Origin of the sequence: Pseudomonas sp. FIP_A4, assembly GCF_036701605.1 — a bacterium.
In the GTDB taxonomy this organism is placed as follows: Bacteria; Pseudomonadota; Gammaproteobacteria; order Pseudomonadales; family Pseudomonadaceae; genus Stutzerimonas; species Stutzerimonas phenolilytica.
Map to the genome: position 1 here is coordinate 180851 of NZ_JAYDXP010000121.1, position 16211 is coordinate 197061.

At 64.6% G+C, this 16211-nt stretch carries 18 protein-coding genes; 7 read left to right on the forward strand and 11 right to left on the reverse strand.

Going from position 1 to position 16211, the window contains the following annotated elements; translation table 11 throughout:
* The first annotated feature begins 115 nt into the window (after positions 1–115).
* On the forward strand, positions 116–343 hold the full coding sequence (locus U8L64_RS08215) for a hypothetical protein (RefSeq protein WP_008570323.1): 228 nt from the start codon (positions 116–118) through the stop codon (positions 341–343).
* Entirely contained in the window at positions 340–621 is a 282-nt protein-coding gene (locus tag U8L64_RS08220; RefSeq protein ID WP_333396002.1) for a cell division protein ZapA, read from the forward strand. The genes U8L64_RS08215 and U8L64_RS08220 overlap by 4 nt, the downstream gene beginning before the upstream one ends.
* Here the strand turns inward: U8L64_RS08220 and glpD are convergent.
* The 6 genes from glpD to U8L64_RS08250 all read right to left on the reverse strand — a co-directional run bounded on the left by glpD (position 602) and on the right by U8L64_RS08250 (position 7553).
* Positions 602–2152 carry a glycerol-3-phosphate dehydrogenase gene (glpD, locus tag U8L64_RS08225; protein ID WP_333396005.1) on the reverse strand — a complete coding sequence of 517 codons (1551 nt, stop codon included), beginning with the start codon at positions 2150–2152 and terminating at the stop codon, positions 602–604. The genes U8L64_RS08220 and glpD overlap by 20 nt on opposite strands.
* A gap of 161 nt (positions 2153–2313) precedes the next feature.
* Positions 2314–3072, reverse strand: a complete 759-nt coding sequence (locus U8L64_RS08230) for a DeoR family transcriptional regulator (RefSeq protein WP_333396007.1) — start codon at positions 3070–3072, stop codon at positions 2314–2316.
* 131 nt (positions 3073–3203) lie between these two features.
* Positions 3204–4712, reverse strand: a complete 1509-nt coding sequence (gene glpK, locus U8L64_RS08235; RefSeq protein ID WP_008570319.1) for a glycerol kinase GlpK — start codon at positions 4710–4712, stop codon at positions 3204–3206.
* A 12-nt stretch (positions 4713–4724) separates the two neighbouring features.
* Positions 4725–5606 (reverse strand): MIP/aquaporin family protein, encoded by an 882-nt coding sequence (locus tag U8L64_RS08240; protein WP_054093266.1) that lies wholly within the window; start codon positions 5604–5606, stop codon positions 4725–4727.
* A gap of 252 nt (positions 5607–5858) precedes the next feature.
* Positions 5859–6623, reverse strand: coding sequence for a YoaK family protein (locus U8L64_RS08245; RefSeq protein ID WP_333396013.1), 765 nt, complete (start codon positions 6621–6623; stop codon positions 5859–5861).
* A 102-nt stretch (positions 6624–6725) separates the two neighbouring features.
* A complete protein-coding gene (locus U8L64_RS08250) occupies positions 6726–7553 on the reverse strand; it encodes an ion transporter (RefSeq protein ID WP_234302530.1) in 828 nt (275 codons plus the stop codon).
* Between the two features lie 189 nt (positions 7554–7742).
* Between U8L64_RS08250 and bla the strand changes: the two genes are divergently transcribed.
* Positions 7743–8639 (forward strand): class A beta-lactamase, encoded by an 897-nt coding sequence (gene bla / locus U8L64_RS08255; RefSeq protein WP_333396017.1) that lies wholly within the window; start codon positions 7743–7745, stop codon positions 8637–8639.
* A gap of 9 nt (positions 8640–8648) precedes the next feature.
* Here the strand turns inward: bla and U8L64_RS08260 are convergent, their stop codons facing one another.
* A complete protein-coding gene (locus U8L64_RS08260) occupies positions 8649–10649 on the reverse strand; it encodes a peptidase U32 family protein (protein ID WP_333396020.1) in 2001 nt (666 codons plus the stop codon).
* A gap of 259 nt (positions 10650–10908) precedes the next feature.
* On the opposite strand from U8L64_RS08260, the gene U8L64_RS08265 reads away from it, so the two are divergent.
* Positions 10909–11508, forward strand: coding sequence for a hypothetical protein (locus tag U8L64_RS08265; RefSeq protein ID WP_442965274.1), 600 nt, complete (start codon positions 10909–10911; stop codon positions 11506–11508).
* A gap of 41 nt (positions 11509–11549) precedes the next feature.
* Here U8L64_RS08265 and U8L64_RS08270 read toward each other — a convergent pair whose 3' ends face one another.
* Entirely contained in the window at positions 11550–12101 is a 552-nt protein-coding gene (locus U8L64_RS08270) for a hypothetical protein (protein WP_333396025.1), read from the reverse strand.
* A 49-nt stretch (positions 12102–12150) separates the two neighbouring features.
* Positions 12151–12552, reverse strand: coding sequence for a hypothetical protein (locus tag U8L64_RS08275; protein WP_333396028.1), 402 nt, complete (start codon positions 12550–12552; stop codon positions 12151–12153).
* A gap of 139 nt (positions 12553–12691) precedes the next feature.
* Between U8L64_RS08275 and U8L64_RS08280 the strand changes: the two genes are divergently transcribed.
* The 3 genes from U8L64_RS08280 to U8L64_RS08290 all read left to right on the forward strand — a co-directional run bounded on the left by U8L64_RS08280 (position 12692) and on the right by U8L64_RS08290 (position 15009).
* Positions 12692–13528 (forward strand): CAP domain-containing protein, encoded by an 837-nt coding sequence (locus U8L64_RS08280; RefSeq protein WP_333396031.1) that lies wholly within the window; start codon positions 12692–12694, stop codon positions 13526–13528.
* A gap of 409 nt (positions 13529–13937) precedes the next feature.
* Entirely contained in the window at positions 13938–14186 is a 249-nt protein-coding gene (locus tag U8L64_RS08285) for a hypothetical protein (protein ID WP_054093261.1), read from the forward strand.
* Between the two features lie 79 nt (positions 14187–14265).
* Positions 14266–15009 carry a class I SAM-dependent DNA methyltransferase gene (locus tag U8L64_RS08290; protein WP_333396034.1) on the forward strand — a complete coding sequence of 248 codons (744 nt, stop codon included), beginning with the start codon at positions 14266–14268 and terminating at the stop codon, positions 15007–15009.
* Between the two features lie 50 nt (positions 15010–15059).
* On the opposite strand, the gene U8L64_RS08295 is transcribed toward U8L64_RS08290, so the two are convergent.
* The gene (locus tag U8L64_RS08295; protein ID WP_167134847.1) at positions 15060–15755 is read right to left on the reverse strand and encodes a GNAT family N-acetyltransferase; all 696 of its coding nucleotides are present in this window, start codon (positions 15753–15755) and stop codon (positions 15060–15062) included.
* A gap of 94 nt (positions 15756–15849) precedes the next feature.
* Positions 15850–16197, reverse strand: a complete 348-nt coding sequence (locus tag U8L64_RS08300) for a TfoX/Sxy family protein (RefSeq protein WP_333396040.1) — start codon at positions 16195–16197, stop codon at positions 15850–15852.
* Positions 16198–16211: the final 14 nt, after the last annotated feature.

Here is a 16211-nt window from a genome sequence, read left to right on the forward strand (position 1 = left end):
ATCGTCTTGGCTTTGGCGACCGCCAGCCGCTGCAATGCGCTTGCGAATGCAGGCCCCCCGCCAGCAGTGCTTTTGCTATCCTCGCGCGCCTTTTTACCGGCCCCGGATACCTCTCATGCTTGAAACCGCTCTCGTCCAGCTCGAACGCGTCATCGCCGACCTGCTGCAGCAGAATCAGTCCCTGCGCGAAACCGCCGCGCTGCTCGAACAGCAGCTGCAGCAGGCCCGCGAGGAGAACGACAACCTGCAGCTGGCGGCGCTGGAGCAGGAGGAAAAGCAGGGCGCGACTTTGGCCCGGTTGCAAGCGCTGATCGAGCGCGCCGCTGCCGGCAGTGCCGCATGAGTGCCGCCGGCATCCAGGTGCTGAACATTCTCGGGCGCGAGTACTCGATTCGCGCCGGCGAAGGGCAGGCGGCGCTGTTGTCGGGCGCGGCGGCGCTGCTGCAGGAGCATCTGGCAGCAAGCCGCCGTCAGTTCCCCGATGCCAGCGCCGACAAGCTGCTGGTACTGACTGCGCTCAACCTCTGCGCGCCGTTGCTGCAGCAGGGCGAGCAACTGCGCGCGGCCGAGCAGCGCTTCAACTCCAGCCTGGAGCGCATCACTAGCCAGTTGCGCGGCTAGCGAGCGGCAGCACGGCGGCTTCGTCGAGTGTCGTGCCGCGGTCCAGATAGCGCTGCAGGCACGCCTTGTCCTGCGTGGTCAGGCTCAAGCCGAGCTTGGTGCGCCGCCAGAGAATGTCGTCCGCCTCGCATGCCCATTCGTGGTCGCGCAGATAGTCCACCTCACGGCTGTAGAGCTGCGCGGCGAGTGGCTGGCCAAGCTGCTGCAGCGTGTGGGCATCGCCGAGCATCTGCCACACACGGCTGCCGTAGGTGCTGGCCCAGCGTTGCGCCATCGCCGGTTCGATGCCGCTGATGCGCGCCTCGATGTCCCGGGCCAGCTGCTGCGGCGAATCCATCTCCTCGCCGCCGGGGAGCGCGGCGCTGGCCGTCCAGCTCGGCCCCAGTGCGGGAAAGAACGGCGCCAGCAGCGTCATCGCCGACTCGGCGAGCTTGCGGTAGGTGGTCAGCTTGCCACCGAAGACCGAGAGCAGCGGCGCCTGTTCTGGGGCTGCCGCCAGCGCCAGGGTGTAATCGCGTGTGACGGCGGCCGGGTTGTCCGATTCGTCATCGCACAGCGGCCGCACGCCGGCGAAGCTGTGCAGGATGTCGGTTGGCGCCAGCTGCTGGCGGAAGTGCGCATTGGCCACGCCCAGCAGGTAGCCGATCTCCTCCTCGCTGATGCGCACCTGCGCCGGGTCGCCCTGATACTCGCGGTCGGTGGTGCCGATCATCGTGTAGCGCCCGAGGTAGGGAATGGCGAACACGATGCGGCGGTCCTCGTTCTGCAGGATGAACGCCTGCTCGCCGTCGTACAGCCTGGGCACGATGATGTGGCTGCCCTGGATCAGGCGGATGCCGTAGGGCGAGCGCTGCTGCAGGCCCTCGCCGATGAACTGCGCCACCCACGGTCCGGCGGCATTGACCAGCGCCTTGGCGCGCAAGGAAAAGCGACTGCCGTCCTGGCGCTGTAGCTCGACATGCCAGATGCTACCGGCACGCTTGGCGCTCAGGCATTGGGTGCGGGTGTGGATATGCGCACCTTTCTCGCGCGCCGCCATGGCGTTGAGCACTACCAGGCGCGCGTCGTCCACCCAGCAATCGGAGTACTCGAAGCCACGGCGGATATGCGGTTTGAGCGGACTCTCGGCGGAAAAGCGCAAGCCCCGTGATCCCGGCAGCTTCTCACGCTTGCCGAGGTGGTCGTAGAGGAACAGCCCGGCGCGGATCATCCACGCCGGACGCAGATGCGGGCGGTGAGGCAACACGAAACGCATCGGTTTGACGATGTGCGGTGCCTTCGCCAGCAGCACCTCGCGTTCGGCCAGCGCCTCGCGAACCAGGCGGAATTCGTAGTGTTCCAGATACCGCAGCCCGCCATGGATCAGCTTGCTGCTGGCCGACGAGGTGTGGCTGGCGAGGTCGTCGCGTTCGCAAAGGAACACTGACAGTCCGCGGCCGGCGGCATCGGCCGCGATGCCGACGCCGTTGATACCGCCGCCGATCACGGCAAGGTCATAGAGCTCGGAGACGGGCTGGACGGAATAGGGCACGGGCTTCTCCTCGAAAACGAAAGATCATGTTCGGTTTTGAACATGTTATTCGAGAGAGAATCCATGTGAAAGCAAAAATGTTCGAAATCAGATAAAAGGGAACATTTCCGAAAATGGCGTTTGCTGCCTTCCGCACTGAGCGGGACGGGCGCGAAAGCTCCCTATCCGGCGATTTCCACCTGCACCTTGTGGCGTGCAAGCAGTTCGGCGAAGACTTCGGACGGCGGCGCATCGGTGAACAGGCAGTCGATCTGCTCCAGCGAGCCCAGGCGCGTCATGGCGCTGCGGCCGAACTTGCTCGAATCCGCTGCCAGGAAAACCTTGCGGGCGTTATGGATGATCGCCTGCGAGACGCGGACTTCCTGATAGTCGAAGTCGAGCAGGGTGCCGTCCTCGTCGACGCCGCTGATGCCGATCAGCGCGAAGTCCACCTTGAACTGGCTGATGAAATCCGCCGTAGCCTGACCGACGATGCCACCGTCGCTGCGCACGCAGCCGCCGGCGATCAGCACGTCGAAATCCTCCTTGGTACTGAGAATGCTCGCCACGTGCAGGTCGTTGGTGATGATCTTCAGGTCGCGGTGGTTCAGCAGCGCCTGCGCGATGGCTTCGGTGGTGGTGCCGATGTTGATGAACAGCGAGGCCTGATCGGGAATCCGGGCGGCCACGGCGGCGGCGATGCGCAGTTTCTCGTCGCGCATTTGCCGCGCGCGCTGGCTGTAGGCGGTGTTCTGCACGCTGGAGTCGTAGGCAGCGCCGCCGTGATAGCGGCGCAGCAGCCCGGCTTCGCCCAGCTGGTTGATGTCCCGGCGGATGGTCTGCGGCGTGACCGCGAAATGCCGGGCCAGCTCGTCGATGCTGACGTAGCCGCGCTCGCGCACGAGATCCAGGATGTTCTGCTGTCGGGGCGCCAGGCTCATGGGGCTTCCTTATGGGCTGTTTGCCCTGAAGCATGCCGCAGTCTGGCGTTCGATTAAAGCGTGGAGCGTTCGGATTCGCACATGCCGCGCCTGCTTGCGAACGCTCGCAGGGCAGGCGCGGCAGCGTTCGATTAGTCCTCGGCCCAGTTGCGCGTGCGATCGACCGCCTTCTGCCAGCCGCGATAGAGCGCTTCGCGCTGTTCGCTTCCGCACGCCGGTTCGAACACCCGCTCGATACTGCTCTTGCTGCGCAGTTCGTCGAGATCGCTCCAGAAACCGGTCGCCAGTCCGGCCAGGTAGGCCGCGCCGAGGGCAGTGGTTTCCTTCATCTGCGGCCGTTCCACCTGCGTGCCGAGCAGGTCGGCCTGGAACTGCATGAGGAAGTTGTTGGCCACCGCGCCGCCGTCCACGCGCAGGGCGCGCAGACGCTCGCCGGCGTCCTGCTGCATGGCGTCGAGCACGTCGCGGGTCTGGTAGGCGATGGACTCCAGCGCGGCGCGGATCAGATGATCGACCTTGACCCCGCGGGTCAGGCCGAACAGCGCGCCACGGGCGCGCGGGTCCCAGTAGGGCGCGCCGAGACCGGTGAACGCCGGCACCAGATAGATGCCGTTGCTGTCCGGCACCTTGGTGGCGAAGTACTCCGAGTCCAGTGATTCGTTGAGCACCTTCAGCTCGTCACGCAGCCACTGCACGGTCGAGCCGCCGTTGAAGATGGCGCCTTCCAGCGCGTAATTCACTTCGCCGCGCGGGCCGCAGGCGATGGTGGTCAGCAGGCCGTGCTCGGACTGCACCGCCTTGGTCCCGGTATTCATCAGCAGGAAGCAGCCGGTGCCGTAGGTGTTCTTCGCCTGCCCCGGCTCGACGCACATCTGGCCGAACAGCGCCGCCTGCTGGTCGCCGGCGATGCCCGCGATGGGAATGCCGGTGCTCTGGCCGGAACCTATATAGGCGTGGCCGTACACCTCCGACGAGGAGCGCACTTCCGGCAGCATTTCGCGTGGGATATCCAGCGCCTCGAGCATCACCGGGTCCCAGTCCAGCTTGTGAATGTCGTAGAGCATGGTGCGCGAGGCGTTGGTGTAGTCGGTGACGTGGGCCTTGCCCTGGGTCATCTTCCAGATCAGCCAGCAGTCGACGGTGCCGAACAGCAGCTCGCCACGGCGGGCGCGCTCGCGGCTGCCTTCGACGTGATCGAGAATCCACTTGATCTTGGTGCCGGAGAAATAGGGGTCGATCACCAGACCGGTGGTCTTGCGGATGTGATCGTTCATGCCGTCGCGCTTGAGTTGGTCGCAGATCGGCGTGCTCTGCCGGCTCTGCCAGACGATGGCGTTGTAGATCGGCCGGCCGGTGACCTTGTCCCAGACGATGGCCGTTTCACGCTGGTTGGTGATGCCGATCGCCGCCACCTGCTCGTTGGTGATGCCGGCCTGGGCCAGGGCTTCGACGAACACGCCGCTCTGGGTCGCCCAGATTTCCATGGGGTCGTGCTCGACCCAGCTCGGCTGCGGGTAGATCTGCGCGAACTCGCGCTGGGCGATGGTCACCACGTTGGCGTTGCGGTCCAGCACGATGGCGCGCGAGCTGGTGGTGCCCTGGTCGAGGGCGACGATGAATTGCTTGTTCTGATTGCTCATGTCGACGTTTCCTTAGCGAACTTTGCTGATATCGGGCTGCGCGGAGCCCATTTCGGCAGTGGCCTTTTCCTTGGGTTTCGGTGCATCGCAGGCGGCCGAGCCTACCCCCGGCAAGTGCCGGCAGATCAGTGCCTTGTAACCGGCGGCGCCCAGGCAGGCGCCGAGGATCGGCGCGAAGATCGGCACCAGGAAATACGGAATGTCCCGCCCGCCGGTGAAGGCCACATCGCCCCAGCCGGCGAAGAAGGTCATCAGTTTGGGTCCGAAGTCGCGTGCCGGGTTCATCGCGAAGCCGGTCAGCGGTCCCATCGCACCGCCGATCACGGCGATCAGCAGGCCGATCAGCAACGGCGCCAGCGGGCCGCTGGGCAGGCCGTTGCCGTCATCGGTGATGGCCATGATCATCGCCAGCAGGATCGCGGTGATCACCACCTCCACCAGGAACGCCTGGCCGAACGACAGCGACGCGTGCGGATAGGTGGAGAACACCGAGGCCAGCTGCAGGCTTTCGAGGCTGCCGCGAACCATGTGGTTCGCCTGCTCGAAATCGATGAACAGGCTGCTGTACAGCCCGTACACCAGCGCGGCGGCACTGAAGGCGCCGGCGACCTGCGCAAGAATGTACGCCGGTACGCGATGCCGCTCGAAGGTGCCGAACAGCCACAGCGCGATGGTGACGGCCGGGTTCAGGTGCGCACCGGATACGCCGGCGGCCAGATACACCGCCATCGACACGCCGATGCCCCAGATGATGCTGATTTCCCATAACCCGAGATTGGCGCCGCCCAGCTTGAGCGCGGCGACGCAGCCGGTGCCGAAGAAGATCAGAAGGGCGGTGCCGAGAAACTCGGCGATGCATTGTCCCTTGAGGGTCGGGACGGTTGGAGTACTCATGCGCGGGAGCCTCATGCGGATTGTTATTGTTCGAGCCGACTGCGGAATGGTTCGTAAATGTTCGGAATCGAAAAGCTATGGGCAAAAACCCGCGCTGTCAAAGTAAATAATTGAACATTCTGACGAAGGGTAAGCGAACGTTTTTAGCGCCGAATGGTCATGCGGCAGCGGCGTACGAACCGTAAAGGCGAGGGCGAAGGTGAAGGGCGCGTGAGGGCGCGCGAAGGGTAGGCATGGTGTGGCGGATCGCGCTCAGCGTTTGCGCCGCCAGAGCGTCCAGCTCAGGCGCAGGTCGTCCCACATCGGCACCAGTGCGAAGAACAGCAGCGCGCCGGCCAGCGGTACGGTGGCGAGAAAGCCGAAACACTTGAAGCCGAAGGCACCACTCACGCCCCCGATGAAGAAGCAGCAGACCAGCAGGCTGTTGATCAGCAGGCGCTCGCGATTGGCGCGCACCGGTTTCTCCCCCGGCCGTTGCAGGCGGTTGACGTAGATCAGCTTGCCCAGCTCGATGCCGATATCGGTCACCGTTCCGGTGACGTGCGTGGTGCGCACCTCGGAGTTCGAGAGCTTGGTCACCATGGCGTTCTGCAGGCCCATGATGAAGCACAGCAGCATCACCGTGAGCGGCACGAAAAGCCCGGGCACCGCCATCATCTGCGCGCCCAGCACGCCGAAGCACAGCAACAGCACGGCCTCAAGCGCCAGCGGCAGCGCGTACTGGCTGTGCATGTGCCGGCGCCGCGAGATGTTGATCATGATGGTCGAGCACATCGCCCCGAACAGGAACGACAACAGCGCGCCGAGTCCGCCGAGGGCAAGATCGGTGGCGCCCAGCGCCAGGTTGTCGGCCATCGAGGAGACGATGCCGGTCATGTGCGAGGTGTATTGCTGCACCGCGAGGAAGCCGCCGGCATTCGCCGCGCCGGCGTTGAACGCCAGCCACAGGCCCAGTTGGCGATTGCCATGGCGGGTACGCCGACGACCGGTCAGATTGCGTGCATATTCGAAAGGCATAACGCCGGCAAACTCCCGTGCGGGACGTGTGACAGGGGCGATTATAGGGCGCGGCGGGCCGCCCGCAGGTGATCACCACACAATCGTGACGACAGTTTGCCGTCACGCCCTGCGCGTCGGCTCCGGCGTGGTGGCCATCGGTGTATCGGCGCCAGCTTCGCCCGTACGCTCGGCGAGCCGTCCACGTTGCAGTTCGGCGCGCAGACTCTTCACCTCCTGGTTGAGGCTGTCCACCTGTGCCAGCAGCCGATGCATCAGCTCGCGGTCGTCGGCGTCGCGCTTTTCTTCTTCCTCGTTCTGGTCGGCGACGAACAGCGAGCCGATGTAGGCGGCGAAACTGCCGAACAGGCCTACGCCGGAAACCATCAGCAGTACCGCGACGATGCGTCCGGCAGTGGTTACCGGATAGAAATCGCCATAACCGACCGTCGTTACCGTGACGAAGGCCCACCACAGCGCCTCCTCCGGGGTGTTGATCGAGCTCTGCGGATTCGGTGCCTCCACCAGCAGCATGGTGATCGCGCCGAAGGCCACCAGCAGCAGGGTCGCCGTTGCCGCCGAGACGACGATGCCCTCGGCGCGGTTGCGAAACAGCACGCGCCAGATCAGTTGCAGTGACTTCAGCGCGCGCAGGATGCGCAGGATCTGGAACGCACGCACCAGCTTGGCCGCCTGCAGGCCGCTGGCCGGCACGCTGGCGAGCAGATCGATCCAGCCCCAGCGCATGAAGCGCCACTTGTTCTCGGCCTGCTGAAAGCGCATGCAGAAGTCGAGGAAGAAAAAGAAGCAGACGATGGTGTCCAGATAGCCCAGCAGTGTCGAGATATCGGGCGGCAGCTTGAAGAACAGGTCGGCTACCAGCGCACCCAGCACGTAGAACGACAGCACGAGGATGAAGATCTGGAAGGGCGTTACGGCGCGTTGCTTCATGGGCAGTCCGGGCAGCGAGGGGATTCGCCGGGTAGTGCGGAAGAAGGGCACGAGTTTAAAGCATGCGACGGCACAGGCGTTCGCCAATCCGCTCATCGCGCTGAGCCTGATCCGGCAGAACATTGGCGTTGGATAGCCTACGCTCAGCGTCCGCGCTTGAGCGGTGTGTTGGTCGAATGGAGGAACAAGGTGAAGGTACTGACACGACGACAGTTTTCCTTGCTGGGGGGGGCGCTGCTGCTCGGCGGCGCGCTGGATCGTGGCGACCGGGCCTGGGCCATCGAGCGTCGCGGCGAAGACCTGACGCACCGATTCGCCGCGCTGGAAAAGCAGCTGGAGGCGCGCCTGGGCGTGGCGATCATCGACAGCCAGTCCGGCCGGCAATGGCTGCACCGTGCCGATGAACGCTTCCCGTTGTGCAGCACCTTCAAGCTGCTGGCGGGCGCGGCGGTGCTGCGGCGAGTCGATGCCGGCGCGGATTCGCTGCAGACGCGCATCCGCTACACCACGGACGATCTGGTGACCTACTCGCCCGTCACCGAGCAGCATGTGAACGATGGCATGACGCTCGCCGCGCTCTGCGAGGCCGCCATCACCCTCAGCGACAACACGGCGGGCAACCTGCTGCTGCGTCACCTCGGCGGGCCGGGCGCGATCGGCGATTTCGCTCGTACGCTCGGCGACCGCTTCACCCGTCTGGATCGTTGGGAAACCGAGCTGAACGAGGCACGCCCTGGCGATCCGCGCGACACCACCACGCCGGCGGCGATGGCGGCGAATCTGCAGCGTCTGGTGCTGGGGGACAGCCTGTCGGCGCCCTCGCGTGATCAGCTCATCGCCTGGATGCTCGCCAGCCAGACCGGTGCGGCCAAGCTGCGCGCCGGCCTGCCGCAAGGCTGGCGCATCGGCGACAAGACGGGTTCGGGCGAGCGCGGCACCACCAACGAGGTTGCAGTGATCTGGCCGCCGCAGCGCAAACCGGTGATTGCCTGCGTCTACCTCACGCAGACGCAGGCCAGCGCCGAGGAGCGCAACGCCGCGCTGGCGGCGATCGGTCGGGCGCTGGCCGAGGCGCTGACGGCTTGACGTCGCGCGTCAGGCCTGCGGCTTGGCCTTGATGGTCTTGAGCAGGTCTTCGGCGCTGATCTGCCCGACGATGCTCGCCGCGCTGCCCGGCAACGGCAGGTCGAGGATGTGGCCCTTCATCTTGCCGATCACGTGCATTTCGCAGGGCTTGCAGTCGAACTTCAGCGTCAGCACCTCGTCGCCGTGCACCAGTTGCATCGGCGCGACCTTGGTGCGCACCCCGGTGACGCCCTTGGCCTGCTTCGGGCAAAGGTTGAAGGAGAAGCGCAGGCAGTGCTTGGTGATCATCACCGGCACCTCGCCGGTCTCCTCGTGGGCCTCGTAGGCCGCGTCGATCAGCTGCACGCCGTAGCGGTGATAGAAGGCGCGGGCCTTCTCGTTGTAGACGTTGTAGAGAAACGATAGGTGCGACTCGGGATAGACCGGCGGCGGCACGCTGACCGGCTTGCGCCCGCCGCGCGGGCGGATGGTTTCGCGCGCTGCGGTCAGTGCCTCGATGGCTTCGCGGCGCAGCGCCTTGAGTTGCGAGTTGGGGATGAAGAACGCCTGCGGCGCATCCACCTCGACCTCTTCGGCGTGGTAGATGGTGGTGCCCAGCTGGCTCAGCAGATCGGCGATCTGGCCGGGCACCTGCTCGGGCTTCTTCGCTTCGCCGAAGGGGCCGGGCAGGGTGGCCGTGGCATAGGCGCCTTCCTCGCTGGTGACATGCAGCTCCAGCGCATCGGCGCGCAATTTTGCCAGCCAGCGCACACCGATGCGGCGCTCGGCGGAGGTTTTCAGCAGCGCGTTCTGCCAGTTGTGGTCCAGGTTGCGGTTGAGCGGATGGTTCGGGCGCACCTGGCGCAGCGCGGCAGGCATTTCGTTGGGTTCGACGCGGTACTCGTAACGCGGCTGACCGTCCTCCTCGAACTGCTTCAGCGGCTCGACCACGCTGGCACGGAAACCCACCACCTCGCGCTTGATCAGAACGTTAAGGCCGTCGCCGTTTGAGAGCGGCTCGCGGGTCTGCACGGTCAGGTCATGCTTGCCGACCTTGAGCACTTCACCCACGGCGAGGCCGGTGAAGGTCGGCGAGTCGAAGGCACCGATGTCGATCTTGCGGTCGGTGACGAAGTAGTCGGTGCTGCCGCGGTGGAAGGTCTTGTCCGGGTCCGGTACGAAAAAGTGATCGGTGCGGCCGCTGGAGGCGCGGGCAAGGTCAGGGCGCTCGGCAAGAATGCCGTCCAGGCGCTGGCGGTAGTAAGCGGTGATGTTCTTCACGTAGCTCACATCCTTGTAGCGCCCCTCGATCTTGAACGAACGCACGCCGGCATCCACCAGCGCGCTCAGGTTGGCGCTCTGGTTGTTGTCCTTCATCGACAGCAGGTGCTTCTCGAAGGCCACCACGCGGCCCTGATCGTCCTTCAGCGTGTAGGGCAGGCGGCAGGCCTGCGAGCAGTCGCCGCGGTTGGCGCTGCGCCCGGTCTGCGCGTGGCTGATGTTGCACTGCCCGGAAAACGCCACGCACAGCGCGCCGTGGATGAAGAACTCCAGGGTCGAATCCACTTCGTCGTAGATCGCGCGGATTTCCTGCAGGTTCAGCTCACGGGCGAGAACCAGCTGCGAGAAGCCAGCCTTGTCGAGGAACTTGGCCCGTTCCAGGGTGCGAATATCGGTCTGGGTGCTGGCATGGATCTCGATGGGCGGGATATCCAGCTCCATGATGCCCATGTCCTGCACGATCAGCGCGTCGACGCCGATCTCGTACAGCTGCTGGATCAGCGCGCGCGCGGCTTCCAGCTCGTCGTCGTGCAGGATGGTGTTCAGCGTGACGAACACCCGCGCATGAAACAGATGGGCGAATTTCACCAGTTCGGCAATGTCCGCCACGCTGTTCTCGGCGTTATGCCGCGCACCGAAGCTCGGGCCGCCGATATAGACGGCATCGGCGCCATGCAGGATGGCCTCGCGGGCGATGGTGACGTCGCGCGCGGGGGCGAGCAGTTCGAGGTGGTGTTTGGGCAATGACATGGACGCAGGCAATCAATCGGGAACGGCCGGCCATTCTAGCCGCTCGGGCAGCCCCTTGGGGTGCTATTGCGACCTGCGGAATAGGCAAATCCGAGGCATCTCGGGCGTTGCCAGCCCTCATGGCTTCGCAAAAATGCGTAATGGCTAATTGGCATGCCGGATTGCTCTGGCTAGAGTTCGCCGCTCGCGCCGCCGTGTGCGAAAACCTGCCAATACAAGGATGACCACAATGAAACTGAAACTCATGGGTTGCGTACTGATGCTGGCGCTGACGGGATGCGCCAGCTTTCCCGGTAACGAGGTTGCCGAAACCTCGATTCCATCTATGGCTCGTTATGAGCAGCGCCCCAGTGTGTATGTCGATTTCAACTTCTATCGCGGCGATGCTGGCGATGGGCAAGCGGTGGAAATGCCTCAGGCTCGCGATATGTTGAAGCCGCAACTGGAATCGGTGCTGCGCGATTCGGGCCTGTTCAGCCGCTACACGCTGGACCCGTTTCAGAAACAGCCGGGTGACTACACGCTCAAGCTCGCCGTATACAACGGTGGCTCGGAGGGGGCGGCGATGGTCAGTGGGATGATCTCGGGCCTGACGCTGATGATCATTCCTGCGACTGCCAAGGATGAATACAGCATGACGTTGCAGGTGCTCGATAGCGACGACAAGCCGGTATCCATGGCCCAGAATCACGATTCGATCCGAACCTGGATGGGTCTGGTGTTCATTCCGATGATGGCCTACACGCCGGTCGACGCAGTAAGCGACAGCTTCCGCCGGCAACTCAATGCACTGCTCAAGCAGATGGTGGAGCGCGATGCGCTGAAATACGCGCAAGGCCAGTTGCTGCTGCGCGGCTGAGTGGCAAGGTGGCCGGGCATCGGCCCGGCCACACGCTTGGTTTAGGGCTGTTTCATCGCGCTGATGAACGCCGGATCCTGATAAAGCTCCGCAAGCAGCTTGCGCACCAGCGGGTTGTAGGCGTTGGCGGCCGACGGAATCGCGATGGCTCCGATGAAGCTGCTGTCCCAGCTGTCAGTCACTGTCTTGCTGGCGCTGTACAGGGGTCGCCCGTTTGCGCGCAGTTCGAAATCTGCGGTGATGCTGCCGAAGCCGGTGCCAGCCGGCGAGGACATTTCATTGTTGCGCAACCGCACATCGAGCCGGCGATGGGCCTCCGGTTCCAGCAGACCAGCCAGGCGCAGCTCTGCTTCCAACGCCTTCTGCACATGCTGGCTGAGCGATCCCTCCGGGCTGCGAATCGGGTTGAGCCGCACCATGATCGAATCCGCTCCAGGATCGGCCGTAACGCTCGGGCGGGTAATTCCGGTCATGGGTGCCTGCGTCTTGAGCAGACTGACGTTGGCGAAGCTTGGCTCGTAGCGCGGCATGGTCATGCCGCAGCCGTGCAGCGCGGCAGTCATGGCAAGCAGGCACAGCGATCGTTTGAACATTGGAATCCTTCCGTCTGTTTAAAGAGGCCGGATGCTAGCACGGTGATGGCTATGCGCCACCCAGTAGGTCATGGGCATCGAGCAGGCGCCAGGCGATCTCCGGTCGCTGCTGAAGGGCGCGGCGAATCGCGGCGGCGATGGCGGGGCGGGTCTTGCGGCACAGGCCGGGTTGGTCGGCGAAGTCGATGGCGATGCCGCGCATGCTGCGCACCTCGTTGTGCCCGGGGGCGATATCCATGCGGATACCCAGCTGCTCGAACATGCGTTGCTGCAGATGCTCAAGGTCGTCCAGGCTCTGCACCTTCTCCAGACGTTCGAGCAGGCGACGCTCCTCATGCAGGGTCAACCGCAGAATGCGCGTATCGGCGCCCGGTGTTTGCAGCAACGCGTCGCGCTGGCAGGTACAAGTGCCGGGCGGGCAGGGCTGGCGGAGTGGCGGCGGGCTGTTCATGGCTTTCGATCATAGCCAAGCCGGCGTAACCCGCACAGCCGGCGCACTGCGGGATGACAAGCGCGGCGACGTCGCGCACCATGACGTTCGCTTGCGCCGTGGGCGTACCGTTTCGTCAGTGTTTTGCCGGAGAGCTGCCATGCGTGTTCTTTCATCCGTCCTGCTGTTCGCCACGCTGCTGTTCACCGGCTGGGCGGCTGCCGAAGAAGCGCAGCTGGTCGAGGCGATCAATGCCTATCGCAGCGAGGTGCAGCGCTGCGGCAGCAAGGCCAGCGAGGAACTGCCGCCACTCACGGCTGACACACGCCTGAATCTGCCGGCCATCGGTGCGGGCGATCTGCAGCAGGAACTGGCGCGTGCGGCCTATCCGATGATGACGGTGCAAGCCATCAGCCTGTCCGGGCCGCGAGATGCGCCGGCGGCGATGCAGGCGCTGCACGAGAGCTTTTGCCAGGTGCTGCTCGATCCGCAGTTCGTCGATATCGGCGTCAGCCGCGAGGGCCGCGACTGGCGCATCGTGCTGGCGCGGCCGCTGCTCGACGGGCGTCTGGGCGACTGGCAGAACGAAGGCCAGAAACTGCTGGAGCTGATCAATACCGCGCGTGCGCAGCCGCGTCAGTGCGGCTCGCAATCCTTTGCCGCGGCGGCCCCACTTGGCTGGAACGCGACGCTCGGCGGCACGGCCGAAGCCCACAGTCGAGCGATGGCCAACCGTAATTTCTTCAGTCATCTGAGCGAGGACGGTCGCACGCCCGGCGACCGCGCCGACCTGGCCGGTTATACCGGTGGCGTAGTGGGCGAAAACATCGCCGCCGCGCTGCCGACTCCGCGCCGAGTGCTCGACGGCTGGCTGGCCAGTCCGGGCCACTGCGCGAATCTGATGAACCCGCAGTACAGCGAATTCGGCGCGGCCTATGCGGTCGATCCGCAGAGCGACGCGGCGATCTACTGGACGGCGCTGTTCGGCGCGCCGTAAGCGGCGCGTAATCCAGCACGGGTGTGGCGCGCGCTCGGAACTCTGGCGGTGCCGGAAAAGCCTCGGCGGAATGGCGCTGGTACAACCCTCGCGCCGCTCACTGGACAATTCGCCCCGAGCGGCTTAAAAGGGCGCGCGGCGGCGTTTGGCGTCAGCCGTCTTTATTCAGAGTCAGGTGAACCGTGAGAAAGAAAAAACCCGTGGACCCCGTGCGGCAAGCCGAAAAGAACCGTGCACACCGGATTGGCTGGCTGATCGCCCTGGCCGGCATCGTGGTGGGCTTCGTGCTGGTAGCGATCAAGCAGGCTTGATCGCGCGTAGCCAGCGATTCTGCGTCGTCCTTTGGCTGTACGTTCAACAGGCGGACGGTTGGCGGCCCCGGCCTAGCTCAACCCAGGGAGGAATAACCATGCCGACTTATGACTATCGCTGCGAAGCCAATGGCCAGGTTTACGAGGTTCGCCATGCGATGGCGCTGCGCCCCAAGACCTGGGGTGAATTGCGAGAGGCCTGTGCGCTGGCCGAAGATGCGTCGATTCCGGACGATGCGCCGGTGACCAAGCTGATGAGTGCCGCCGGGGTGGTGAATAGCCGGGTGTTGAAGAACCCCGAAGCACCGGCCTGCGCACGCGGTGGCTGCGCGGGAAACTGCCGCTGAGGTCGCCGCAGATCGCCGGGCGGTTTCGCCGGCCGCGGGATATGATGCGCGCCCCCTACGCTCCCGCTAACAGGTCACCATGCCCGGCGATGCCCTCTATACCGACTTGTCGGGTTACTACGATCTCATGTGCGCCGATATCGACTACGGCGCGCAAAGCCACTGTGTTCAGCGTCTGCAGCAGCTGTTCGGCAATGCCGGCAACAGGCATCTGGATCTCGCTTGCGGAACCGGGCCACACGTGCGCTATTTCATCGATGCCGGCTACCAGAGCAGCGGTCTGGACATCAACCAGCCGATGCTGGACCGGGCGGCCATTCGTTGTCCCGAAGCCCGCTTCTCGTTGCAGGACATGTGTGGCTTTTCGTTGGACCAGCCAACCGACCTGATCACCTGCTTCCTCTATTCCATCCATTACAGTGGCACGCTCGAACGGCTCAAGCGCTGTATTGCCAGCGTGCATGACGCCCTCGCGGTCGGTGGATTGTTCTGCTTCAACGCCGTGGACAAGCGTCAGATCGACAACGCTTCGTTCGTCTCCCACAGCACGCGCCATGCGGAAGGCCTGTTCAGCTTCAGCTCTGGCTGGCATTACCCGGGCGACGGCGAGCGGCAGGCGTTGAAGCTGCGCATCGAGAGAACCGTCGAAGGAAAAAGTCAGGTCTGGCATGACGAGCACGCGATGGTGGCGCTGAGCTTCGCCGAGCTGATCGAACTGCTGCAGCCGTATTTCGAGGTGCATGTGCTCGAGCATGACTACGAGAAGCTCTTGCCCTGGAACGAGGCGTCAGGCAACGCGATTTTTGCCTGCGTGAAGATCTGAACCCAGCGTGCGCCGCCGTCCATGCGCTGTTGCGGAAGCCGCGATGACGATCAGTGCAGACGCCGGGCTGCGGTGAACGTTTCGATCAGGTGGTCGGCCTGCTCGGTCAGCTGATCCAGCAGCCGATCCCGCTGCTTCTCCGCGTTGCTCATGGCTTTCTCGCCGTGCTGTTTCATCAGGTAGCTGTGAATCTGCCGTACCTCCTTCGACTGGAAGATCGGTGCCAGATCCTGCACGGCCACCACGCCGGGGGATGCCTGGCTGCGGGTGTTCAGCACCACCTGCGGGCCACGCGCCGCCAAAGGCATGAAGCCCAGCGCCTCGAAGTACGGCACCTTGCCCGCCACGCACGCTACTTCGGCGTGCGGATAGCGCGCCACCATCGCCGCGACCATGGCCCGGCCGATGCCCTGACGACGATGGCCGGCATCAACCGCCAGATAGGCCAGCGCACACGCCTCGGGGTCGTCCACGTACGGCAGGTACAGCGCGAAACCGAGCAGGATTGCCGGGTCGTCGGCATCCAGCGCCATAATCAGCTCGGGCTTGCCCGCCTGGGCGCCGTCCATGCTGTCGAGATAACGATGCACCTCGAAACCCACCACGTACTGGTACAGCTGATACAGCGGGTTGCTCGGCGTGAGCGAGACGGGGCTGATGTCGCCGAGGTAGTCCACCACCATCTGCAGCACCTGGCTTTTCAGCGCTTCCGGCGGCGGGGTGTCGAGGTGGGTGAGGGTGAACATGGCGGGGCTCCGGGCGACGCAGAAAGTGCGGCATTGTACCGGGCGGGGGCTGCGGGCGAGGACCGGGAGATGAAGAGCCAACCCGGTTGAAAGCTCATGTCGCTGCGTCTGGCTTCTTCTTCCTCGGTTTGCGTGGCGCTGGCACCGGCATGAGCCGCGCCGTTTCAATCACGAGACGGCGCAGCTCGTCGGCATCGTCCAGCAGTTCGTCGGCCGCCGGATAGTCCTTGGCGCCAGGATAGGGCGGGGCTTGCGGCAGGTCCGGGGCGAGCGTTGCAGCCGCCGGCGAAGGCTTGATGAACAGGCTGTTGTCGCAGACGAAGGCGACGACCTTTTCATCCAGGTAAAGCGCGTACTCGCCGAACATCTTCCGGTACGTCAGCCTGCTTCCCAAATCGATCTGTTCGGCCACGTACAGCATGAAATCTCTATCGGTCGCCATGCGCGCTCCGCTGC